General features: G+C 56.9%; 20 protein-coding genes. 10 read left to right on the top strand and 10 right to left on the bottom strand.

Annotation, left to right across the window (positions count from 1 at the left end; all coding sequences use genetic code 11):
- Nucleotides 1-250 precede the first annotated feature (250 nt).
- Both pfkB and ACL2XM_RS08750 read left to right on the top strand, forming a co-directional pair.
- A complete protein-coding gene (gene pfkB / locus ACL2XM_RS08755; protein WP_410014989.1) occupies nucleotides 251-1,192 on the top strand; it encodes a 6-phosphofructokinase II in 942 nt (313 codons plus the stop codon).
- Between the two features lie 315 nt (nucleotides 1,193-1,507).
- Nucleotides 1,508-2,371 carry a fructosamine kinase family protein gene (locus ACL2XM_RS08750; protein ID WP_410014988.1) on the top strand — a complete coding sequence of 288 codons (864 nt, stop codon included), beginning with the start codon at nucleotides 1,508-1,510 and terminating at the stop codon, nucleotides 2,369-2,371.
- A gap of 40 nt (nucleotides 2,372-2,411) precedes the next feature.
- Here ACL2XM_RS08750 and ACL2XM_RS08745 read toward each other — a convergent pair whose 3' ends face one another.
- The gene (locus ACL2XM_RS08745; RefSeq protein ID WP_410014987.1) at nucleotides 2,412-2,957 is read right to left on the bottom strand and encodes a YniB family protein; all 546 of its coding nucleotides are present in this window, start codon (nucleotides 2,955-2,957) and stop codon (nucleotides 2,412-2,414) included.
- 125 nt (nucleotides 2,958-3,082) lie between these two features.
- On the opposite strand from ACL2XM_RS08745, the gene hxpB reads away from it, so the two are divergent.
- Nucleotides 3,083-3,748, top strand: a complete 666-nt coding sequence (gene hxpB / locus ACL2XM_RS08740) for a hexitol phosphatase HxpB (RefSeq protein WP_410014986.1) — start codon at nucleotides 3,083-3,085, stop codon at nucleotides 3,746-3,748.
- 88 nt (nucleotides 3,749-3,836) lie between these two features.
- On the opposite strand, the gene ACL2XM_RS08735 is transcribed toward hxpB, so the two are convergent.
- Nucleotides 3,837-4,169, bottom strand: coding sequence for a cupin domain-containing protein (locus ACL2XM_RS08735; RefSeq protein ID WP_413728388.1), 333 nt, complete (start codon nucleotides 4,167-4,169; stop codon nucleotides 3,837-3,839).
- Between the two features lie 278 nt (nucleotides 4,170-4,447).
- Here ACL2XM_RS08735 and kduI point away from each other — a divergent pair, with 278 nt between their 5' ends.
- Nucleotides 4,448-5,284, top strand: coding sequence for a 5-dehydro-4-deoxy-D-glucuronate isomerase (gene kduI, locus ACL2XM_RS08730; RefSeq protein WP_413732747.1), 837 nt, complete (start codon nucleotides 4,448-4,450; stop codon nucleotides 5,282-5,284).
- 81 nt (nucleotides 5,285-5,365) lie between these two features.
- Entirely contained in the window at nucleotides 5,366-6,127 is a 762-nt protein-coding gene (gene kduD / locus ACL2XM_RS08725) for a 2-dehydro-3-deoxy-D-gluconate 5-dehydrogenase KduD (protein WP_410014983.1), read from the top strand.
- Between the two features lie 865 nt (nucleotides 6,128-6,992).
- On the opposite strand, the gene ACL2XM_RS08720 is transcribed toward kduD, so the two are convergent.
- On the bottom strand, nucleotides 6,993-7,217 hold the full coding sequence (locus ACL2XM_RS08720) for a hypothetical protein (RefSeq protein WP_413722912.1): 225 nt from the start codon (nucleotides 7,215-7,217) through the stop codon (nucleotides 6,993-6,995).
- Nucleotides 7,218-7,517: 300 nt separating this feature from the next.
- Between ACL2XM_RS08720 and ACL2XM_RS08715 the strand changes: the two genes are divergently transcribed.
- Entirely contained in the window at nucleotides 7,518-8,087 is a 570-nt protein-coding gene (locus ACL2XM_RS08715; protein WP_413722913.1) for a metal-dependent hydrolase, read from the top strand.
- Nucleotides 8,088-8,252: 165 nt separating this feature from the next.
- Complete coding sequence (gene katE / locus ACL2XM_RS08710) at nucleotides 8,253-10,526, top strand: catalase HPII (protein WP_413722914.1); 2,274 nt, start codon at nucleotides 8,253-8,255, stop codon at nucleotides 10,524-10,526.
- Nucleotides 10,527-10,646: 120 nt separating this feature from the next.
- Here katE and osmE read toward each other — a convergent pair whose 3' ends face one another.
- A complete protein-coding gene (gene osmE / locus ACL2XM_RS08705; RefSeq protein WP_410014980.1) occupies nucleotides 10,647-10,979 on the bottom strand; it encodes an osmotically-inducible lipoprotein OsmE in 333 nt (110 codons plus the stop codon).
- Between the two features lie 230 nt (nucleotides 10,980-11,209).
- Between osmE and nadE the strand changes: the two genes are divergently transcribed.
- Entirely contained in the window at nucleotides 11,210-12,034 is an 825-nt protein-coding gene (gene nadE / locus ACL2XM_RS08700) for an ammonia-dependent NAD(+) synthetase (RefSeq protein ID WP_410014979.1), read from the top strand.
- A gap of 50 nt (nucleotides 12,035-12,084) precedes the next feature.
- On the opposite strand, the gene spy is transcribed toward nadE, so the two are convergent.
- The 4 genes from spy to ACL2XM_RS08680 all read right to left on the bottom strand — a co-directional run bounded on the left by spy (nucleotide 12,085) and on the right by ACL2XM_RS08680 (nucleotide 17,316).
- Complete coding sequence (spy, locus tag ACL2XM_RS08695) at nucleotides 12,085-12,576, bottom strand: ATP-independent periplasmic protein-refolding chaperone Spy (protein WP_410014978.1); 492 nt, start codon at nucleotides 12,574-12,576, stop codon at nucleotides 12,085-12,087.
- 403 nt (nucleotides 12,577-12,979) lie between these two features.
- Nucleotides 12,980-14,320: an N-succinylarginine dihydrolase gene (gene astB / locus ACL2XM_RS08690; RefSeq protein ID WP_410014977.1), complete on the bottom strand. Its 1,341-nt coding sequence runs from the start codon at nucleotides 14,318-14,320 to the stop codon at nucleotides 12,980-12,982.
- Nucleotides 14,304-15,404, bottom strand: coding sequence for an arginine N-succinyltransferase (astA, locus tag ACL2XM_RS08685; protein WP_413722915.1), 1,101 nt, complete (start codon nucleotides 15,402-15,404; stop codon nucleotides 14,304-14,306). The genes astB and astA overlap by 17 nt, the downstream gene beginning before the upstream one ends.
- A 493-nt stretch (nucleotides 15,405-15,897) precedes the next feature.
- The gene (locus ACL2XM_RS08680) at nucleotides 15,898-17,316 is read right to left on the bottom strand and encodes a YchO/YchP family invasin (RefSeq protein WP_413732746.1); all 1,419 of its coding nucleotides are present in this window, start codon (nucleotides 17,314-17,316) and stop codon (nucleotides 15,898-15,900) included.
- 241 nt (nucleotides 17,317-17,557) lie between these two features.
- Between ACL2XM_RS08680 and ACL2XM_RS08675 the strand changes: the two genes are divergently transcribed.
- Complete coding sequence (locus tag ACL2XM_RS08675; protein WP_413732744.1) at nucleotides 17,558-18,853, top strand: acyltransferase family protein; 1,296 nt, start codon at nucleotides 17,558-17,560, stop codon at nucleotides 18,851-18,853.
- Between the two features lie 120 nt (nucleotides 18,854-18,973).
- Here ACL2XM_RS08675 and ACL2XM_RS08670 read toward each other — a convergent pair whose 3' ends face one another.
- Together ACL2XM_RS08670 and chaB are read right to left on the bottom strand one after the other, a co-directional pair.
- Nucleotides 18,974-19,681 carry a gamma-glutamylcyclotransferase gene (locus ACL2XM_RS08670; RefSeq protein ID WP_410014973.1) on the bottom strand — a complete coding sequence of 236 codons (708 nt, stop codon included), beginning with the start codon at nucleotides 19,679-19,681 and terminating at the stop codon, nucleotides 18,974-18,976.
- A 259-nt stretch (nucleotides 19,682-19,940) separates the two neighbouring features.
- Entirely contained in the window at nucleotides 19,941-20,171 is a 231-nt protein-coding gene (gene chaB / locus ACL2XM_RS08665; protein WP_413722917.1) for a putative cation transport regulator ChaB, read from the bottom strand.
- 414 nt (nucleotides 20,172-20,585) lie between these two features.
- Between chaB and chaA the strand changes: the two genes are divergently transcribed.
- Complete coding sequence (chaA, locus tag ACL2XM_RS08660) at nucleotides 20,586-21,680, top strand: sodium-potassium/proton antiporter ChaA (protein ID WP_410014971.1); 1,095 nt, start codon at nucleotides 20,586-20,588, stop codon at nucleotides 21,678-21,680.
- Nucleotides 21,681-21,897 lie beyond the last annotated feature (217 nt).

The following is a 21,897-nucleotide window of genomic DNA, read 5'->3' as shown; positions in this document are numbered from 1 at the left end:
GGCCGTTAACCTGCATCAAGACGCCTGACAATCCGGCTAAAACGACCAGTAAAAGCAGGCTAATCCACTTCCAACGTTGTTCTGATTTGCTATTCATCGCGTTCCCCCTCAATCGTCTATGCCTATATCGTCCGGCGGGGCAGAAACTTGAGCGAAAAAATAAAAATAATGACAGCGCCGCTTTTTACGCGCCTGGGACGGGTGGCGATTGGTGCTATGCTGGGAGCCATTTCATTATAAGGAGATTGTTATGACCCAAATAACGACCCTGACCCTGGCGCCTTCGCTGGATAGCGCCACCACCACCGACCGCATGTATGCCGAAGGCAAGCTGCGCTGCTCCGCGCCCCAGTTCGAGCCGGGCGGCGGCGGCATCAATGTGGCGCGGGCGATCGTGCATCTGGGGGGACGGGCCACGGCGCTTTTTCCCGTCGGCGGCCCTACGGGACGGCACCTGGCCGATCTGTTGACCGCGGAGGGCGTCACCGCCGTCGCGCTGGAAACCCAGGACTGGACGCGGCAGAACCTGCATGTCCACGTGGCGAGCACCGGCGAGCAGTATCGCTTTGTCATGCCCGGCGCACGATTGACGGCGGATGAATTCCAGCGGTTCGAGGGCCATCTGTCGGGACTGCCGCAAGGCTCGCTGCTGGTGATAAGCGGTAGCCTGCCGCCGGGTGTGAGCGTGGAAAACCTGCAGCATCTGTTGCGCGAGGCGCAACGCCTGGGACTGCAGTGTATCGTCGACAGCTCGGGTCCGGCGCTGAAAGCCTGCCTGGATGTCGGCAGCCTGGCGCTGGTCAAGCCGAATCAAAAAGAACTGGCCGAACTGGTCAACCGTGAACTGAACGATCCCGACGCGGTAAGGCAGGCGGCCCTGGAAATCATCAGACAGGGCAAAACCCAGCGGGTGGTGGTGTCGCTCGGTCCCCAGGGCGCGCTGGCGGTGGATAAGGATAATGTGTTCCAGGTGGTACCGCCGCCGGTTAAAAAAATGAGCACCGTCGGCGCCGGCGACAGCATGGTGGGCGCCATGACGCTGAAACTGGCCGACGGCGCGGATTTGCTGGATATGGTGCGCTACGGCGTCGCGGCGGGCAGCGCGGCCACGCTGCATAAAGGCACCCGCTTATGTACCCTGGAAGATACCGGACGTATCTATGATTACCTGCGTCGGGAAAGTATGATCTAAGACCCTAAGCCCACGCCGCCGGATATCGGTTGCAGAATTAGCAGTTGACATCGGCGGCGTTCGCAACAACACTCTCTCAACGCTTGACGGAACGGCGCCCTGCGCTAGCCGCTCGTCCGGCTTTTTATATTAAGCCCTTTCTTTTGAACCCGGTACGCGCCGTTTCAGGCCGTGCAGTTGCCGGTTCGCTCCAAGGCTCATCGTCGCCGCATCGCCGGCGGTTGCGCCGCGCTGCTTGTTTTTGCGAAGTTGTCACCGAGTTGTCATCAAAAAATTCATACCTTATCGGCAAAACGACTGTAGGGGGATATGACGATGTGGCACGCCATTAGCACCATGTTGGCAGAAAAATTTAACAGGGATGAAATCAGCGAACGGCGGGAACTGCCCGGCGGGGAGTTACACGCCGCCTGGTATCTCCGTTACGGCGAACACGCGGTGTTTGTAAAGTCCGATACGCGTGAGCTGCTGCAAAAATTCACCAACGAGGCCGATCAGCTGGCGATGCTGGCCCGTAGCCATACGGTGCGGGTACCGGAGGTGTACGGCGTCGGCAGCGCCAAGGATGAAAGCTTTTTGCTGCTCGAATTCCTGGTGGAGCGCCCTTTTGACGCCCACGGGGCCTATTGCCTCGGCCAGCAGCTTGCCCGGCTGCATCAATGGAGCGAGCAGCCGCAGTTCGGCCTGGATTTTGACAATGACCTCTCCACCGTAACGCAGCCCAACGCCTGGCAGCGCCGCTGGTCGGTGTTCTACGCCGAACAGCGTATAGGCTGGCAACTGCAGTTGGCGGCGGAAAAAGGGCTCTATTTTGGCGATATTGATAAGATTATCGCCCAGGTCGCGGACCGCCTGCACGATCGCCAGCCCCAGCCTTCACTGCTGCACGGCGATCTGTGGCCGGATAATTGCGCCAACAGCGCTCAGGGTGGTTTTTTATACGATCCGGCGTGTTATTGGGGCGATCGCGAATGTGATTTGGCCATGCTGCCGCTCTACGATCGGCTGCTGCCGCAAATTTACGACGGTTATCAGAGCGTGTGGCCGCTGGATAAGGGGTTTATCGAACGACAGCCGCTTTACCAGCTCTATTACCTGTTGAACCGGGCCAACCTGTTTGGCGGCGAGCATATCGCCATCGCCAACGAAGCTCTGGATAAAATACTGAGCAGTGATTAAGCGGAGCCATGCGGGCGGCCCTGCGGCTGCCCGCGCGTCTTCAGAGCATGCCGAGAAGCTTGAGGACAAAATAGCCCACCACCGCCAGGATAATGGGCAGGATGTATAAAGGAAAAAATTGCAGCAAAATCGTATGCCGCGGCATCACGATCTTTTCCTCCAGCTGGGTACGACTCAGCCCCTGGCTGCCGCGGGCCTGCTCCAGCACCATCTGATCCTCGACCCCTTCGCGCACGTGCCTGACCTGGCGCGACATGCGCGCGCCGGAAGCCTGCAGGGCCAGGCCGACAAAAATCAGGAAATAAATGAGCCAGAACATCAGGTTAGCGCTAAACCCCTGGCCATCGAACACCGGTTGCGGCGAGTTGTACCAGAAAACATTCAGAAATGAGGTGTTAAAACGCAGCATATCTATCATGACATGGAAAAAATCAGCCATGACCGCATTGATTCCCTTATTTTGCTCACTATGCTGATAGAGAAATTTCAGGATAGAAATCACGGTAGAAAGTAAAGCCGGTATAAAAATAATCCATCCCGCGAGGCGTTTGATCACGGCCAGGCGGCCAGCTTGTTGATACGTCATGCGTTCCCCTTGTTAAACGACGCCAACCATAGCCCTTAAGTTTATCTATAATTTACCTTTTCTGCTGTGTTTTATTGGTGCTACCCTCTTTCCTCGCCCTTTTTTTGCAAACAGGAGCCCAAGGTATGGCGTTAACCCTACCCAAGGAAGCTGTAATATTTGATATGGATGGACTGATTATCGACTCCGAGCCCTTATGGCATCAGGCTGAGCTGGATGTCTTCGCCGCCATGGGCATGGACGTGTCGGTGCATGACGCGATTCCGGATACATTGGGTATGCGCATCGATCAGGTGGTGAAGGCCTGGTATCAGTTAAGTCCGTGGCAGGGGGCTTCTCTGGAGGAAGTCAGCAACAGCATCATTCAGCGCGCGTTGGCGTTGGTGGATGAACGCCGTCCGCTGCTGCCCGGGGTCGCCCATGCGCTGGAGACCGCCAGGGATTGCGGCATGAAGATTGGCATGGCCTCGGCGTCACCGCTGTTTATGCTGGAACATGTGCTGGAGATGTTTGACCTGCGCCATTATTTCGACCATCTGGCATCGGCGCAGAACCTGCCTTACAGCAAACCGCATCCTGAAGTCTATATCCAGGCGGCGTTAAGCCTGGGCGTCGCGCCTGAGCGCTGTACCACCCTGGAAGATTCCTTTAACGGCATGATTGCCACCAAAGCGGCGCGGATGCGCTCGATAGTCGTGCCCGACATCGCCTTTCGCGCCGACCCCCGCTGGGTGCTGGCGGACGTCAGGCTGGCGTCGCTGGCGGAAATAACACCCGAACATTTCCGTTAACCCGGCGCCGGCATCGCCGTTATTTCCGCCGCGCAGGGAGGCCGCCTGAAAATTCACGTGCGGGCGCCACGCGGCGGGATGGCGTGCTTCAGAGAAAATCGTCGCGCTTGGGCGTAAAGGTATCAATCAGCACGCTATTATCTTCCAGCGCCACCACGCCGTGCATCTCATGCTTTACCGCGCGGTAGGCATCGCCGGTTTTCAGTACCCGCTCATGGCCTTCGATGGTCACCTTGAAGCTGCCGGCGGCGACATAGGCAATCTGATCGTGGATGTCATGCTGATGCGGCGTGCCGATAGCGCCCTTGGCAAAATGCACGCAGACCATCATCAGGTCGTCGCTCCAGGTCATGATTTTGCGTTTAACGCCCTCGCCCACGGCTTCCCATGGCGTTTCTTCGTCAATATAAAAAGTCTTCATGCTTTATTCTCCATTAACCAACCCATTCCGGCGCGATCCTGACGAAGGGCGCGACGGGATACGACGTATTTCCGCTGCTTCATTTTAAGGTCCGGCTTGTGGAATGAAACCGAAAAACATCAAAAGCATGACGCTCCTCATAAAATAAATAAAACAATATTTCATTTTTATTGAATTCACATCCCGGTAGCACTATCATTTCAGCAATAAAAGGACAACGCTTTCCCCCGGGTCAAAGCCATACTACGTACATATTCTGAAAGAGAGGCATTACGACTATGCAAGTTCGCCAAAGCATTCACAGCGATCACGCTAAACAACTGGATACCGAAGGCCTGCGCAGCCAGTTCATGATCGAAAAGATCTTCGAAGAAGATGCCTACACCATGACCTATAGCCATATCGACCGCATCATCGTCGGCGGCATCAAGCCGGTCACCAAAGCGGTGACCATCGGCGGCGAAGTCGGCAAGCAGTTAGGGGTGAGTTATTTCCTGGAACGCCGCGAGCTGGGTGTCATTAATATCGGCGGCCCCGGGGTGATTGTCGTCGACGGCAAAACCTACGAGATCGGCCACCAGGAAGCCCTGTATGTGGGTATGGGCGCCAAAGACGTGCAGTTCACCAGCGTCGACGCCGCTAAACCCGCGAAGTTTTACTATAACAGCGCCCCGGCCCATATGACTTACCCCAGCCGTAAAATCACGCTGGCCGAAGCCTCGCCGCAGACCATTGGCGACAACGCCACCAGCAATCTGCGCACCATCAATAAATTTATTGTTCCCGACGTATTGCCGACCTGCCAGCTGACCATGGGTTTGACCAAGCTGGCTGAAGGCAACTTGTGGAACACCATGCCGTGCCATACCCATGAACGCCGCATGGAAGTCTATTTCTATTTTGATATGGACGACGAAACCGCGGTATTCCATATGATGGGCCAGCCGCAGCAAACACGTCACCTGCTGGTGCATAACGAACAGGCGGTGATTTCACCGAGCTGGTCGATCCATGCCGGCGTGGGCACGAAAAACTATACCTTTATCTGGGGCATGGTCGGCGAAAATCAGGTTTTCGACGATATGGACCACGTAAAAGTCAGCGAAATCCGCTAATTATTCCCGGCCGGCGTGTTCCGGCCCTTTAAACACACTACGCTGGCGATGTCCTACCGCCGCCAGCAATGAGGTTCTGGTATGATTTTAGATTCATTCAATTTGCAGGGTAAAGTGGCGCTGATTACCGGTTGCGACACCGGCCTGGGTCAGGGCATGGCTATCGGCCTGGCGGAAGCCGGCTGTGATATCGTTGGCGTCAACATCGTCGACCCTGAAGAAACCATCGCCAAAGTGACCGCCCTTGGCCGTCGTTTCCTGAGCCTGACCGCTGATTTAACCAAAATCGACGATATCCCGGGCATCATTGAGAAATCAGTGGCTGAATACGGCCATATCGATATCCTGGTCAACAACGCGGGCATTATCCGTCGCGAAGACGCCATCGAGTTCAGCGAAAAGAACTGGGACGACGTCATGAACATCAATATCAAAACCGTGTTCTTTATGTCGCAGGCGGTTGCGCGCCAGTTTATCAAGCAGGGCAAAGGGGGCAAAATCATCAATATCGCCTCCATGCTGTCCTTCCAGGGCGGGATCCGCGTGCCTTCCTACACCGCGTCGAAAAGCGCCGTCATGGGTGTTACCCGCCTGCTGGCCAACGAATGGGCTAAGCATAACATCAATGTCAACGCCATCGCGCCGGGTTACATGGCCACGAATAATACCCAGCAACTGCGTGCCGACGAAGGCCGCAGCAAAGAAATCCTGGAACGCATCCCCGCCGGTCGCTGGGGTTTGCCGGACGATCTGAAAGGACCGGCCATATTCCTGGCCTCCACCGCGTCCGATTATATCAACGGCTATACCATCGCCGTGGATGGCGGCTGGCTGGCGCGCTAAGCCCGCGCCCACCCGCCCCCAAGGCGTGGTAAAGGGAAGGCGCGCCTTAGGGCGTGTTTTTCCCGTCCGCCCGGGTCACAGTATTGCGGTAGCTTGCGGTAGCTTGCGGTAGCTTGCGGTAGCTTGCGGTAGCTTGCGGTAGCTTGCGGTAGCTTGCGGTAGGGCATATGTCATCTCGGGAAGGTTTCGCTTGCCGTGCGTGAGGGTGTTTTATGTCCTGCCCGGTACCGGCAAGCGACAAAGAGGCCGTACCGTGACGGCCTCCTTGACCTCCACGCGTCCGGCAGTGCGTGCGCCGCTGCGCGGTTCCCGGCATCGCCCATCACGGCTTGTGGACCGCACGGGACGCGCTCCCGGCGCGGCCCTTAGCTTTCGCCGCTCCCGGCGGCTCATCCAGCCGCGATGCGCGCTGCCGGCGCACTCTATGCCGGCACCACGTCAACACCATCGTCTGTGAGTAAAATGGCGTTTTGGGTTCCTTAGTGGTATGTATTTACCGGGAAATCATAACGGTTACATACCCGACACCAGACACTATCCCAAGCAACAGCGCCGCTGTCGTTTCATAAAACGCATTGCCAACAGCGACATGTGGACCGGCATAAAGCGCGCTGACGGCGTCTGTGACCCCGGCATGAGCCGCCGGGAGCGGCGAAAGGCCCGGTTGCGCCGGGAGCGCATACCGGGCCGGTGCATCACGGGGGCATGGGCGACGGAAGGCATCGCACAGCGACGCGCGACCTGCCGGGCGCGCGGAGGTCAAGGAGGCCGTCGCGGTACGGCCTCTTTGTCGCTTGCCGGCACCCGGCATTCCATATAACCGCCAAACGCACGGCAAGCGAAACCCTCACCGCGGCGACATAGATCACCCAGCGAACTGCCAGCGAAACTCACGCTGCGGCCCCATAATCACCCTGAAAACCGCCAGCAAAACCCTCACCGCGGCGACATAGATCACCCAGCGAACTGCCAGCGAAACCCTCACTGCGGCCACCGACATCACCCTGAAAACCGCCAGCAAAACCCTCACTGCGACCACAGACATCACCCTGAAAACCGCCAGCGAAACCCTCACCGCGGCGACAGCCATCTGCACGGCTGTCCAATATCACCAGACCCTATCGGCCGCATAACACCCCAGGGCGGCGATCGCCAAATCGACACACAGCGGATGAAACGGAATCTGTCCCTATGGCGTTTTATCGGGTGGGGTTTCCCCGCCCGAACGAGGCACCATGGCGCAAAAGGCCCGCTATCACCCGCACTGGATAAACCCGGTGGCAAGACCCCGCGCCGCGGGGTTTTTTATTTGTTACAAGGTAACCTATTCCCGCCGCCGACGGATTCCTTTATACTGGACAAATGACCAGTTTAACCGATCGCATCCGCTATGACCGCTGAAGGGCATCTTATCTTCGCTCTGGCGAGCACCATTTTAGCCAAAAAAATGGAGCTCTCGCCCGCGCTTGCCCACGGCGACTGGTGGCATATCGTGGCCGGCGGCCTGGTAACCTGCCTGCTGCCCGACATCGATCATCCCCGCTCCTTCCTCGGCCAACGCCTGCAGTGGATCTCGCTGCCCATCGCCCGCGTCTTCGGTCATCGCGGTTTTACCCATAGCCTGCTGGCCATCATCGCCGGCATCGTGCTCTTTACCCTGAAACTCGACCCGGGAATGCTTATCCCGCTGGACGCGTTCCACGGCATGATCATTGGTTATCTCAGCCATATTCTCGCCGATATGCTGACGCCGGCCGGCGTTCCGCTGCTCTGGCCCTGCCGCTGGCGGTTCCGCCTGCCGGTATTGTATCCGCAAAAAGGCAACCAGCTTGAGCGGGTGCTGTGCGTGGCGGTGCTGATTTTCGCCGTGCAGCATCCGCAGGGCGCGCCGCTGGGCACCCGCATGCCCATCCCGGATTCCGTTGCGGCGTTATGGTCCAAGGTGCGCGGTAATTTCTAATAGCCGTTTTGCAGACAATATCATCTTTTCAGAAAATACCGGGCAATTGCGCGCTGCGCGCCGGTTCCCCGAAAAAACTGTTCTATAGTTGATCTACCGCTCAGATAACCATAACCGCGGACCAGCCACTGTTTGCCATTACACTGGTAAGAGGAGCAATCGACTATGTCAAAACCCACCGATCCTTCACAAGGCAAAACCCCCCTAACCCATCAGGCCCCCGCCCCCGACGGCAGTTCGGCGCAGCCCGGGCTGGGCCATCTCGCGCCGGACGACAACAGCCATCTGGCGCAGCCCGGCACATCGGAGCCGGGTAAACAACCCACCGTATCGGGCTCGGTTAAAAGCCCGCAAAACAGCAATGCCAAGCTTGACGCGCTACAGCCGCATCGTAAATCAGGGTATCAGCAACCCCTGACCACCGATCAGGGCGTAAAAATATCCGACGACCAGAATTCGCTGCGCGCCGGCAAGCGCGGACCGACCCTGCTGGAAGATTTTATCCTGCGCGAAAAAATCACCCATTTTGACCATGAGCGCATCCCCGAACGTATCGTCCACGCCCGCGGCTCCGCCGCACACGGCGTGTTTGAGGTCTACCGTCCGCTGACCGAGATCACCAAGGCCGGATTTCTCAGCGATCCGGCGGTAAAAACGCCGGTATACGTACGTTTTTCCACGGTACAGGGTTCCCGCGGGTCGGCGGACACCGTGCGCGATATCCGCGGTTTCGCCACTAAATTTTATACTCAGGAAGGCAACTTCGATCTGGTGGGCAATAATACGCCGGTATTTTTTATCCAGGACGCGGTTAAATTCCCGGATTTCGTGCATGCGGTCAAACCCGAGCCGCATAACGAAATGCCCCAGGGCGGTTCCGCGCATGACACATTCTGGGATTACGTCTCCCTTCAGCCGGAAACCCTGCACAATGTCTTCTGGGCCATGTCCGACCGCGGCATTCCACGCAGCTACCGCACCATGGAAGGATTCGGCATCCACACCTTCCGCCTGATCAATGCCCAGGGCAAAGCCACCTTTGTGCGTTTCCATTGGAAACCCCTGGCGGGTAAAGCATCGCTGGTCTGGGATGAAGCGCAAAAACTGGCCGGTAAGGATGCTGATTTCCACCGGCGCGACCTGTGGGACGCCATCGAGGCCGGCGACTATCCGGAATACGAACTGGGCCTGCAGCTGATACCGGAAGCAGACGAGCATAAGTTCGACTTCGATCTGCTCGATCCCACCAAGCTGATCCCCGAGGCGCTGGTGCCGGTGGAAATCGTGGGTAAAATGACGCTGAACCGCAATCCGGATAACTTTTTTGCGGAAACCGAACAGGTGGCGTTTCACCCCGGCCACATCGTGCCCGGCATTGATTTTACCAACGATCCGCTGCTGCAGGGCCGGTTATTCTCTTATACCGATACGCAAATCAGCCGGCTCGGCGGGCCGAACTTCCATGAAATCCCGATAAACCGTCCGGTCTGTCCTTATCATAATTTCCAGCGCGACGGTATGCACCGCCAGGATATAGACACCAATCCCGCCGCCCATGGACCCAACTCCATCAATGATAACTGGCCGCGGGAAACCGCGCCGGCGGCGGAAAACGGCGGTTTCGCGTCTTATCAGGAACGGGTGGACGGCCATAAAATTCGCGAGCGCAGCGACTCGTTCCTGGAATACTTCTCGCATCCCCGCCTGTTCTGGCTCAGCCAGACCCCGGCCGAGCAGCAGCATATCGTCGATGCCTTCAGCTTTGAGCTGGGCAAGGTCGGCCGCGCCTATATTCGCGAGCGAGTCGTGGATTTGCTGACCCGCGTCGACGTGGAGCTGGCCAAACAGGTCGCCGCCAAACTCGGCATCCGGCTTTCCGACGATGCGCTTAACACGCCGCCGCCCAAACCGGTCAATGGCGTAGCGCAAGATCCGACCCTTAGCCTGTATGCCACCGGCAGCGGCGCGCTGAAAGGCCGCCAGGTGGCGCTGCTGGTCAGCGACGGCGTCGACGCCGCCGACGTGCTGGAGGCATTGCAGGCACTGAAGGCGGAAGGCGTGCATGCCAAAATACTGGCCTCGCACGGCGGCAACGTGGTGGCGAACGACGGCTCTACGCTGCCTATCGACGCCACCTTTGACGGATCGCCCTCGATTACGGTCGACGGGGTTATCGTGCCGGACGGCAACCTGGACGCCTTGCTGCTCAGCGGCGCCGCGCGGCATTATATTCTGGAAGCCTACAAGCATCTGAAAGTCATCGGCCTTAGCGGTGACGCCAATCGGTTTAAACAGCCCCTGGGGCTGACCGATCTGCCGGAGGACGGCATTTGTGAAGGCGCCGCCACACAAGGCCGGCTGATGCAGGATTTTCTGGATCAGCTGAAGCTGCACCGGGTATGGTCGCGGATTAGCAAAATTGACGGCGTGCCGGCTTAGCGGGCGCGGTCACCGCCAGGCGTCCGTCGCGCGCGCCTGGCGGTGAAAAACGAAATGGGCGATAAGTGAAAAAATTCACTTATCGCCCATCACTTTTCCTACCCGGCGATCATTACAGCATTATTTTTGCGGGTTGGTATCGTATTCCTGGCAGCTCTGGAAGCCCTTATTCAGGACAATATTATTTTGGTCGTAGCTGACGAAATAGTTAATCGGCTTGCCGTCGCGTGTGCCCAGGACATAGGAGTCGCAGGTACCACGGGCGTTAATCATGGTGGCGGAGGTGGACGGAATGCCCCCGATAGCACGGGCCTGCTGTTTAGTCATGCCTTTTTTGACATCACTCACTACAGGTTTTTTCATATAACTGTCGGCACGATCGTAAACGGTACAACCGGAAAGAATGGTAAGCGCGGTAGCGGCGGTAAAGGCAATAACAATTTTCTTATTCATAAGTGTCACCTCATTTTGATATGTATGGATAAGTGTAGAAGACAAAAGGCTTTTTTACAAATCTAAGCGCAACGGTAAGTCACCTTTTTTTTCGTTCGCCCACGGCGGGGCCGTTAACCGTTTTTAGCTATGCTGATGCTTTCGCTAAATTCCAATTCGTTTTACAATCAGGAAATTAATCTTTTTTTTTGCGTCGAACTCGTTGCGACGCCTGCGAGGGAAATAGACACATGACTCGGCAACAAGACATTATTGCAGCGCTAGGGGCAAAACCCGTTATCGATCCGGCCGCGGAATTTCGCGTCAGCGTCGATTTCCTGAAACGTTATCTGCAGCGCTATACCTTTATCCACACGCTGGTGCTGGGCATCAGCGGCGGGCAGGATTCGACGCTTACCGGTAAGGTTTGCCAGGCCGCCATCAGCGAACTGCGCGGGGAAACGGGCGATGAGCGCTACCAATTCATCGCCGTGCGCCTGCCCTACGGCGCGCAGCAGGATGAGGCGGATTGCCGGGATGCCATCGCCTTTATCCAACCCGATCGCGTATTGACGGTAAATATCAAAAATGCCGTCCTGGCCAGCGAGGCCGCGCTGCTGGAGGCTGGCATCACCCTGAGCGATTTTATCAAGGGCAATGAAAAGGCCCGCGAACGCATGAAAGCGCAGTACAGCATCGCCGGCATGAACGCGGGTATCGTGGTCGGCACCGATCATGCGGCCGAGGCGGTAACCGGCTTTTTTACCAAATATGGCGACGGCGGCACGGATATCAATCCCATCTATCGCCTGAACAAACGCCAGGGCCGGGCCATATTGGCCTATCTGGGCTGTCCGCAGCATCTGTATCTTAAAGCCCCGACCGCCGATCTGGAGGAGGATCGCCCGGCGCTGCCGGATGAATCGGCGCTCGGCGTCACCTATGAAATGATTGATGATTACCTGGAAGGGAAAACCGTCGCGCCCGAGGCGGCGAAGATCATTGAAGGCTGGTATGCCCGCACCGAGCATAAACGGCATCCGCCAATCACGGTATTTGATGATTTCTGGCGATAAAAAAAAGCGGCCCGCGGGCCGCTTTTTTAACGATGATTTCTGGCTATCTTTTATTTAGTCGCGTCACGCTGCTGCATTTTTTGCGCGCGTTCCTGGAATTTTTTATTGAATTCCGCTTTTTGTTCCGGCGTTAACACATTATACATCTTGTTTTGCATTTCCAGATTGGCGAGCATTCTTTGGTTTTGTTCCTGCGCCATGCTATTTACCAGGGCCTGGGCCTTGGCGGAATCAAAACTGTCGGCGGCGATCACGTCATGCATCTGCTGATGCTCGGCGGCCGATGGCTTTTTCATATCTTTCATGGAATCGCGCGCAATGTCATGCATTTTCTGGCGCTGTTGTTCCGTGAGTTTAAGATCCTTAAACATATGGTCCATCATAGGGCCGCGCTGATGTTGCATACCGCCTTTATGATGCATTTCGCCTTGCGCGGTATCGCCGGCTGGCGCCGCGGTAGCGCTGCTGTCCGCGGCGACGGCTAACTGAGCTGAACCTAACACCAGGGTAGTAGCCATAAATAAAGCAGTTAATTTGCGCATAATTTCCTCATATCTGATTATTGTCTGCCGCAAAATAATTTCGCCGGCAGGGTTCGTTACAGATATAAGTGTACTCGCGTTATCTTCAAGTAATGCGAGTAAAAGTAAATAACTTAAAGCCTGAAACTCACTTTTAAGGCAATCATGGAGAAAATATGGATTTTATGTGTGGAAAGCGTTATTTTCCGTGGCAATAAAATGAGGTTTTAGCCACGTCAATATGATAACTCTTACTTTACTCACCGCCAACGAATATTCAGTAATTTCTCTAGCCGCCGCGCCGCAATGATTATTTTCTGTATTTACCGATGGCGCATATTATAAATCAAGCCCGCCGGTTGCGGGCCCGGGCAAGGCGGCCTAGGCAAGCGCGCCCCATGGCGCGGTTCCCTGAGCCATGGATTTATTGCTGGAATGGATAAATCGCGCCCAGGTCCAGCAACTGCGTCAGTTCGTCCAGCGCGGTGCGAACCTCGTTAAGCAGCGAGGGATCCGCCAGATCGTCCTGATTCAGCCGGTCGCGGTAATGCTTGTCGACCCAGAGGTTAAGGCGGTCAAACAGCGCCGGCGTCATCAGCGTGGCGGGATTCACCGCGCCCTGCTCCTGCGCAGTAAGGATCACGCGCAAACGCAGGCACGCCGGACCGCCGCCGTTACGCATGCTCTCGCGCAAATCGACGACGCTCACCCGGTCTATCGCCCGGCCTTCGGCCGCCAGCTCATTAAGATATGCCCAGACGCCATCATGCTCGCGGCACTCCTGCGGCACCACAATAGTCATCTTGCCGTCCCGGCGGCTTAATAACTGGCTGTTGAATAAATAGGTCGCCACCGCGTCGGCCACGGATACGCGCCGCGCCGGCACTTCGAGCGCCGTCAATTCCTGGCCGAGCTGCGCCAGCGCGCGGCTTAGCCGCTCACGGACCCCCTCTCCCCCGGCGAACGCCTGTTGATGATAAAACAACACCTGTTCATTGCTGACGGAAATCACGTCATTATGGAATACGCCCTGGTCGATGACGGCGGGATCCTGCTGGACCATCAGACAACGTTCCGGCGCCAGCAGGTGCAGGCGCGCCACGGCTTCGCTGGCCTCACGCGTCTGCCTGGCGGGATAACGCCCCGGTTCGCTGCCCGCCTCCAGGCCGCTTTTGCCATACACGAACATTTGTACCCCCGGGGAATCATAACGTCCCAGGCGATTATGGTTTGCCGCGCCCTCGTCGCCGAACAGCGCGGACTGGGGCAACGCCTCATGGTGGCGGAAAAAGCGCGCGTCGCGAAACACCGCCCGCAGGATAGCCCCTGTGGTTTCGGCCTCTATGGCGCGATGGAATTTATTATGCAGGTTGGCGGGGGTAAAGTGCACCCGGCCGTCGGCGCTGTCCGCCGACGGGCTGACGGTGGCCGCGTTGGCGACCCACATTGCCGACGCGGAACTGAGTATCGACAACAATTGCCGGTGGTCGCGCGCCACCTGCGCCAGGATCTGCGCGTCGTTGCCGGTGAAGCCCAGACGCCGCAAATACGCTAAATGCGGCCGCTCATGGGGCGGCAATACCCCCTGCATAAATCCCGCGTCGGACAACGCTTTCATTTTGGCCAGCCCTTGCCGGGCGGCCAGTCGCGGATTGGCATCTTCGCGCCGGTGGCGCGTCGAGGCTTCGTTGCCGAAGGAGAGGCCCGCATAATGATGGGTGGGGCCGACCAGGCCGTCGAAGTTCGCTTCAACACAATGCTGCATGGGCACATCCTGTTTGCTGTGGTGAGGTTGAGCCCGCGCGCGTGCGGCCGTCCGCATATAGCGTCGCCGCCCGCAGCGCTTGCCCCGGCGCCAGGCCGAGCGCGGCGGCCGTGGCAAGGTCAATTTCCAGTGATTCGCGGCCGATTTCACACCGGCAGGCCACGGCGCGAAAACCCTGGTAGTCCTCATTGGCCAACAGGCACCAGGCGGCGTCTTGATTGTGGCGCCCGGCGTCGTCATCTGCCATGATTTGCGCCGTCACCCTGCGGCTGTCGCGCACCGTGCGAATCTGATCAATTTCGGCCTCGAGCGTCGGGCCGCCGTCGAAAATATCGATATATCCCTGGTAACGCAGCCCCTCGGATTCCAGCAGCGCCCTGGCCGGCTCGGTCTGCGGGTGTACCCGGCCGATGACTGCGCGGGCCTCCGGCGCCAGGAAATCCACGTACAGCGGATGCTTGGGCATCAGTTCGGCAATAAACGCCTTGTTGCCGGTACCGCTTAAATAATCGGCGCGGGCAAAGTCAATGGAAAAAAACCGCTGGCCCAGATTGGCCCAGAAAGGAGAATAGCCCTGTTCATCGCAATAGCCGCGCATTTCGGCGAGTACGCGCTGGCCGAAATAATCGCGGAAGGCCGCCATAAACATCAGCCGCGCCTTGACCAGCAACTGGCCGTTGGCGCCATGGCGATAGTCGGGATCGAGAAATAACGTACAGAGTTCGCTCAGGCCGGTATGATCGTTGCTCAGGTAAAGGGTCGGCACGGCGTTATAAACATTTAACGCCGTGGAGGCATGCACCAGGGTGCCGACGCGGAAATTATACCAGGGTTCCTTGAGGCCCACCGCCACCTCGATGGCGCTGACCCCGACCACCTTGCCCCGGTCGCTGTCTTCCAGCGCGAACAGATATCCCTGCTCGCCGCGCGCGAGGCCGCCCTGCCAGGTGCGCACCGATCGATCGATGCGGGCCGCCAAAACCTCCTCATTCGCCGGCAGGGAGGTCAGTCCCGCGCCGGCCTTGCCCGCCAGCGTCAGGATATCCAGCAGGTCACGGTGTTCTACCGGTCGGATGATCATCATAATTACTACTCCTCGCCACGCCATGAGGCATAAAACGGTTTTCAACCGATCGCACGATAAACGGGCACCTAAAAGGGCGCCGGGTTGCCGATAACGTGCCGGGCCTTTCCCTGCCTGCAAGTCACGGGCAAACACGCCAGCTGATAATGAGTATAGATTGCACACAACGTGCCAGCTATAGCCAGATAAATGAATAAAATTTATTGGTGTCTTTAAAAACAATAAGTTACACGACATCATTATTCATTATTAATGAATAAAAAATGAATATTATGCATTGCCGGCGGGGTTGCGCGCTTAAAGGGAATAATTTATGCACCCCGTCGCAGCGGGTGACAGTGGGGCCGGAGAGACGGATTAAAAGTGCGAAACGCCGGCGCGGCATCGCCCTCTTGGCGCCAGCGCTTTAAAAAAGTGCAGTAACGCACCATGGCAGGGCGCCGGCCCTGTGTTCCAGGCGCGCAATAATGCGCGGGCGGTAAGCCAGGCCCGGCTAATCGAAGACCGCGCCGGCGGTTCCGAGCGCTAACGGCGGGTCGACTTTCAGCACAATCCAGTTCGAGGTGACGCGCTGCTGTTTTTCATCCTCCACCGTCAGCGAGAGATGATATTCGTTGCTGGCTCCCGCCTCGTCATGCCATTGCGGCATGATAATCGTCCAGCCGTCGGGCTGATTGCTGCGGGGGGGCGGCGTCAGGCTCAGGGCGTGGGTATCGCCTTGCCAACTGACGGCGGTAATGGTATTGCGGGCGACGACCTCGGGTTTAAGCTCAAGGGATTCACCGCTGTGTAATGACCAGGGCGGGGTGGCGAGAAAAACCGACAGCGTTTTTCGTTGCCGGAACGCCAGCACCGGGGCATTGTTGCGCGCCACCAAATCATAGCGGCTGCCGCGCAGCGTGTGCGCCTGCGCAACGTTGCGTGATGAAAGCTGTTGTTCCAGGGGCACGCCCAGGCGGTAATTGACCGTCAGGGCATAGTTATCCTGCGATTCTCCGCTGTCGCCCTGCGTATGGCTGGCCGTCAGGGTCATCAGCGGCACCGGGGTATAATTAACGCCAAATGCAAACGCCGCGGGGTCGTTACGATAATTGCCGCTATCAAACAAATCCACATTATCGCCGTAGTAGCGCTCATATTTAACCGAGGCGCCCAGCTGCCGGTAAAAGGGCAGGTAACCGCGCGTCGTCAGGTCATAGCCGCCGGCCGTTTGGCGCAGGAACCTGGCGGAATTTTGTTCGGCTTTCATGGCGGACAACGGATAATAGAAATTAGTGGACAGGCTGAGATAATCGCCGCTGGCCTCGGCGCCGACGGCGCCGCGCCGCAGGGAGTCATGGGCGAGAAACTGGTCGTAAAACAGGTTATAGCCCACCTGCCAGCGGCCGGCGTTCCAGCGCTGCCCGAGGCCGATATTCGCCACCGCGCCCTGCGCCGACCCCTGCACGCCGACCTGGCTGAACGTCAGCGCCCGGTTGGGATTATCCCACAGCGGCAACAGCAGTTGTCCTGAACTGCCGGCCAGATCGCCCTGGGGCGAGACATCGAGCGAGATGCTGGAATACCCCAGCGGCTGCAGCATGCTTTCGCTTTGCTGCTGCAGTTGCGTCAACACTTTTTCTTTTGCCTGTTCGACCAGATAAGAACGCCACGACCGATCGCTGGCGTCATTGTTCGCCTCGGCCAACTGTTTTGCCAAAGTGGCGAGTTTCTTTTCTGTTTCACTTTCGTTTAAATTCCCGCCACCTAAATCGGGTAGGCTCTGGTGTTCGGAATTTACTGCAACGGAATTATTCTGTGAGATGGACGAATCCGTAGTCAATGCCGCTGCGCTTAAAGGGAGCCACCCCAGGCATCCAACCACCAGCGGCAGAAAATAAGCGCATACCTGATCCAGACGCACATAGGGCATAAGGACAATATCCCCTCTCAGTTCACACCCGGTAAACAAGGCGTGGTGCTTTGATGACCGGCTCAATGCCGGACTGCTCATAAAGTAACCCGAGAAAGGCACTATACCATAAACTCGTGACGGTCATGAACCTCCTATCCAGCTCAGTATTTTAAACTACAATTATTAAGCTGCTATGCTTTACTCGGCACCTGCCCGCCACAAAAAAAGTCATATAAGACTAAGGCCCGGAGATAACGATATGAAACCCTTAGAAAAGGAACGATTCAATGGCTTAGAATGGCTGCGCTTTTTGCTCGGTTGTTATGTCATGCTTTACCATACCGCCCATACCTATCCCCAGCTACAAAGCATCAGGGGAATAGGCGAACTGACCAGCATGGGATTTTTCGCCACCAGTTCTTTTTTTGTCTTGTCCGGTTTCCTGCTGGCGCATGTCTACGTCCGCGGCAATCAGCTGCGCGAGCCGGCCACCACGTTCTGGGCCAAACGTTTTTTTAACCTTTACCCGATTCATATCGTGGCGCTGGTGTCCTCCATCCTGGTCATCGCCCTGATGCAATGGCTGGCGATCCCGCCGGACGGGCCCGGCGCCAGCGTGCGCTTCGTGGTCTACGATACCAATGACATACTCGGGCAAACCAATCCGGAGCTGTTCCGCCATTATATGGATAACGCTCAACTGGCGTTCAACAGCGTTTTACAATTGCTGATGCTCCAGGCCTGGAACCCCTACTTCCTGACCTTTAACGCGCCGCTGTGGTCGCTTTCCACGCTGTTTTTCTTTTATATCCTTTTCCCCTGGTTTGCGCCGCGGCTGATGAACGCGCGCAGGACCTGGCTCTGGCTGGCGGTGATCTGGGCGCTCTACCTGCTGCCGCCGGCCTGGGTGGTATGGCAACATTTATACGGCATTCCTTATACCGGGCTGCTGCAGCGGGTGCCGATTTTTCGCGTGCCGGAGTTTTTTGGCGGGATACTCGGTTATGCCTTGTTCCGCCGCGCCCGGTTAAAAGAACAGGTTCTCAGCCGCTGGAAGCGTCGCGCCATGGCCTGTTTCATCCTGGTCTGCTTCCTGGTTGCCGCCGCGCTGTTTACCCATGGCCCCAAGTACTGGTATTTCCTGCTGCATAACGGCCTGCTGCTGCCGTCGCAAATCGCGCTGATTTATCTTTGCGCCCTGGCGCGCACGCCTGACAGCGAATGGCTGCGGCATTGGTCTACACGCCTGGGAGCGGCGTCGCTGTCCATGTTTGCGCTGCATGTGCCGCTGTTCAATCTCGCGCGCACCCTGGAACAATTTTTTCGCGGCGATCCCAAAGCCTGTTTCAGCGATTGGCCCGGGTGCATCGCGGCGGCCGGCGACGTACAGCCCTCCCTGGGCGGCTACCTTATTTATATGCTGACGACTATCGCGCTATGCGTGCTGTTCCAGGAACAGTTTGTGGCGCGCATGCGTAAACGCCTGGTGGCACGCTACCTGACCAAAGAGGCGCGGGTCGGGCGTATCGGCTCCCCCGACCGGTCCCATTCCTGAGCACGGCGAAGCCCTCCCGGTGAACGCCGGGCGGGAAGAGGTAAGCCCCCGTAGCCGGGAGTCGCGGTTTTTAATATGCAGCGGTTGCGTAAACGGCGCCCCGCACCGGGGGCGGTGATGTCACAGCGCCAGCGGGGAGCCGTCAAAGGGATGACGGTTTATAGCGGAGCGCGCCTGCAGCAGTTGGCGGACGTGTTTTACTAATTCAACCATACATTCATCATGCATCCCGTGGTTATTCAGCTCTTGTTCCAGCGCAAACAAATACTGCGCATTGGTCCCGAGCGGACCGCTGGCACAGGCAATTAGCGGGGCGATAATCTGCGAACGGGTATCCGCTTCAAAAAAAGGATGCTTTGGATCCATCACAAACGCCAGCGCCGTGACTTTTTCATCCCCTTCAAGTTGAAGCTCCGTCCAGGTGGGAATATAACAGCCGGTAAGCATTTCCCGCTTCCATAACAGTTCGAGTTCCTCATGCAGTTTGGCTTCCGGCAACCTGAAGGCCAGGCCGGTGGTCTGGCCGCCTTCTTTGAGCGCCAGCATCCTGCCGGGCTGAGTGGCGGTGCCGCGCCCGGCGGTAAGGCGCAGGCAAAAGGCACGATGCCACCCCATCAGCGTAGCGGGACTGACTTTATCGGCTTCAAATATCGGGTTCCACATTAAGGAGCCGTAACCAAAGATCCACACCGGGCTATTATCCGGCCTGCGGGAAAGCGTACATTGCAATGAGGCATGACGTTGTTCAGGGGACAGTAACAGCGCCTCGTCTATAATGCCGAAGGCGGTTTTACAATCGGCTTTCTGTAAAAAGTCACGTGTTAACACTCGTTTTTCTTCTCCCGGCTGACGATCGCCACACACTAAGGTAAAGCCGTTCACCCGACACTAACAATAAGAATTATGTAAGAGTCAATTATTTTATTGTGAACATTATGACATTATTCGTTTATCGGGACGCTGGCAAGTTTGATCTTTATCACGTTAAAAAAGCAGCGGCCCTGCCCGGCGCTAAAATCCGGCGATGGACGTCCGCTGCTGTCAGGAAGGAAAGGTGGCGGGAATGGATGGCGGTCGTCAGGTCCGGTTATTTCTTGGGATGCCATCGATCGTCATCGCCTTTCTGGTAACCGTGCTTTACCGCCGCCCAGGCGACCTTGTGCGCGGTTTCCTCGCGGGATTCATCCCCGCGCCGCTCCGACTTATCGGCATATTGATCCCAGGCGTGGTTGAACGCCTCGCGATAAATATCCTGGGCATGCTTGGGTAAAACGTTGGTCACGCTGTCCGGTAAGTCTGAATTGCTTTTATAGGGCATGAGGCGTCTCCTTGGCGAATATGGCTAAGTGTCACTTAAGTATAGAAACTTTGCGGGCATACGCCAGGCCGGCCGGGGGAAAAACGGGACACATAAATTTATTTATAGATATCTGATAGGCACACTGCCACGAAACAGGCGGATAAAGACGATTAGATGAATAACATAAGATGATTAAAGGGGATATTTTTTGTATTTTACTAGCTTATAATGTGACTTGCCCGATAAAAATCATCTTATAGCCTGTTTTTCCCATCGCTTCCGGATTATTTTCTTCAAGACGGATATTTATACATAACTTGACATTTTATACAGCCGTTTTCTGGTAGGCTTATTCCATAAATTTTATCGTTGGCGCCTGGTTATAATGATAACCGGTAGCAAGCCTGACTCTTTGCAAGGAGATTACCTATCATGAAATCCGCCGATCAGGGGATCAAAACGCGTCACAAGGAATATACCCTGCTGTTTCCCATTGCAGCGCTGGCGGTATTGATAGTATGGGGCGCCACGCCCACTTTCGCCGTGACGGTCATCATCAATCTTATCGCCCTCATCGCCATCCTTGTCAGCGCGTTTAACGTCGTGCGCCATGCCGACGTGCTGGCGCACCGGCTGGGAGAACCCTTTGGTTCGCTGATCCTCAGCCTGTCGGTGGTGATCCTCGAGGTGAGCCTGATTTCGGCGCTGATGGCCACCGGCAATGCCTCGCCCGGCCTGATGCGCGATACCCTGTTTTCGGTCATCATGATTGTCACTACCGGCTTGGTCGGTTTTTCCCTGCTGCTGGGCGGGCGTAAATTCGCCACCCAGTCGGTGAACCTGGCCGGCATCAAGCAATACCTGATGGCCATCATCCCGCTGGTGGTGATTGTGCTGGTGCTGCCCACGGCCCTGCCGGATGGCAATTTCAGCATCGCCCAGGCACTGTTTGCCGCCGCTATCTCCGCCGCCATGTACGGCGTATTCCTGTTGATACAGACTAAAACGCACCAACGCTATTTTATCTACGAGCATGAAGACGGCGACGACGATGATTCCCACGGCAAACCCTCCGCACACAGCTCCAAATGGCACGGCATTTGGCTACTGTTGCATCTGCTGGCGGTGGTAACCGTGACCAAGTTCAACGCCGGTCCGCTGGAACAACTGCTCGGTGATTTGCATGCGCCCCAACAATTCACCGGCTTCCTGGTCGCGCTGCTGATCCTGTCGCCCGAGGGCCTGGGCGCCATCAGGGCGGTGCTTAAAAACCAGGTGCAACGCGCCATGAATTTGTTTTTCGGTTCAGTGCTCGCCACCATTTCCCTCACGGTGCCCACCGTCACCATCATCGCCATCCTGACAGGCCATCCGCTGGCGTTCGGCCTGGGCATGCCGCAAGTGGTGGTGTTGTTAACCGCCATGATCCTGTGCCAAATCTCCTTTTCAACCGGCCGTACCAATGTATTGAACGGAACCGCGCATCTGGCGCTTTTCGGTGCTTATGTGATGACCCTCATGCTGTAGGGCCGACGGCATTTCCTCCCTCATATTGAAGGGGTTAGCGGGCGTCCGCCGTTCCAGGGCCCCGTACTCGTCTACCGGCGAGATAAAAAAATCGAACCGGTATTTCCCTTACCCGGCGCGATAAAACCCTTTCTTCCGCTGATAAGAAAGAATTTTAAGCAAAATATTCGCCATATCGGTTCTTTTTCACCTATTTGATGATGTAGCGCTGGTGTTC

Origin of the sequence: Sodalis sp. RH20, assembly GCF_047324205.1 — a bacterium.
Lineage (GTDB): Bacteria > Pseudomonadota > Gammaproteobacteria > Enterobacterales > Enterobacteriaceae > Acerihabitans.
The sequence above is the reverse complement of the archived record's forward strand: the minus strand, read 5'-3'. Positions and strand labels throughout refer to the sequence as shown.

Excerpts from the sequence above, each read along its gene's own strand:
- astA (WP_413722915.1), bottom strand. The coding sequence starts at position 15,404 with ATGATGATCATCCGACCGGTAGAACACCGTGACCTGCTGGATATCCTG.
- katE (WP_413722914.1), top strand. The coding sequence starts at position 8,253 with ATGTCAAAACCCACCGATCCTTCACAAGGCAAAACCCCCCTAACCCAT.
- hxpB (WP_410014986.1), top strand. The coding sequence starts at position 3,083 with ATGGCGTTAACCCTACCCAAGGAAGCTGTAATATTTGATATGGATGGA.
- ACL2XM_RS08715 (WP_413722913.1), top strand. The coding sequence starts at position 7,518 with ATGACCGCTGAAGGGCATCTTATCTTCGCTCTGGCGAGCACCATTTTA.
- nadE (WP_410014979.1), top strand. The coding sequence starts at position 11,210 with ATGACTCGGCAACAAGACATTATTGCAGCGCTAGGGGCAAAACCCGTT.
- kduD (WP_410014983.1), top strand. The coding sequence starts at position 5,366 with ATGATTTTAGATTCATTCAATTTGCAGGGTAAAGTGGCGCTGATTACC.
- ACL2XM_RS08735 (WP_413728388.1), bottom strand. The coding sequence starts at position 4,169 with ATGAAGACTTTTTATATTGACGAAGAAACGCCATGGGAAGCCGTGGGC.
- astB (WP_410014977.1), bottom strand. The coding sequence starts at position 14,320 with ATGCAGCATTGTGTTGAAGCGAACTTCGACGGCCTGGTCGGCCCCACC.
- spy (WP_410014978.1), bottom strand. The coding sequence starts at position 12,576 with ATGCGCAAATTAACTGCTTTATTTATGGCTACTACCCTGGTGTTAGGT.
- ACL2XM_RS08720 (WP_413722912.1), bottom strand. The coding sequence starts at position 7,217 with ATGGCTGTCGCCGCGGTGAGGGTTTCGCTGGCGGTTTTCAGGGTGATG.
- pfkB (WP_410014989.1), top strand. The coding sequence starts at position 251 with ATGACCCAAATAACGACCCTGACCCTGGCGCCTTCGCTGGATAGCGCC.
- kduI (WP_413732747.1), top strand. The coding sequence starts at position 4,448 with ATGCAAGTTCGCCAAAGCATTCACAGCGATCACGCTAAACAACTGGAT.
- chaB (WP_413722917.1), bottom strand. The coding sequence starts at position 20,171 with ATGCCCTATAAAAGCAATTCAGACTTACCGGACAGCGTGACCAACGTT.
- ACL2XM_RS08675 (WP_413732744.1), top strand. The coding sequence starts at position 17,558 with ATGAAACCCTTAGAAAAGGAACGATTCAATGGCTTAGAATGGCTGCGC.
- ACL2XM_RS08680 (WP_413732746.1), bottom strand. The coding sequence starts at position 17,316 with ATGCCCTATGTGCGTCTGGATCAGGTATGCGCTTATTTTCTGCCGCTG.
- chaA (WP_410014971.1), top strand. The coding sequence starts at position 20,586 with ATGAAATCCGCCGATCAGGGGATCAAAACGCGTCACAAGGAATATACC.
- ACL2XM_RS08750 (WP_410014988.1), top strand. The coding sequence starts at position 1,508 with ATGTGGCACGCCATTAGCACCATGTTGGCAGAAAAATTTAACAGGGAT.
- osmE (WP_410014980.1), bottom strand. The coding sequence starts at position 10,979 with ATGAATAAGAAAATTGTTATTGCCTTTACCGCCGCTACCGCGCTTACC.
- ACL2XM_RS08745 (WP_410014987.1), bottom strand. The coding sequence starts at position 2,957 with ATGACGTATCAACAAGCTGGCCGCCTGGCCGTGATCAAACGCCTCGCG.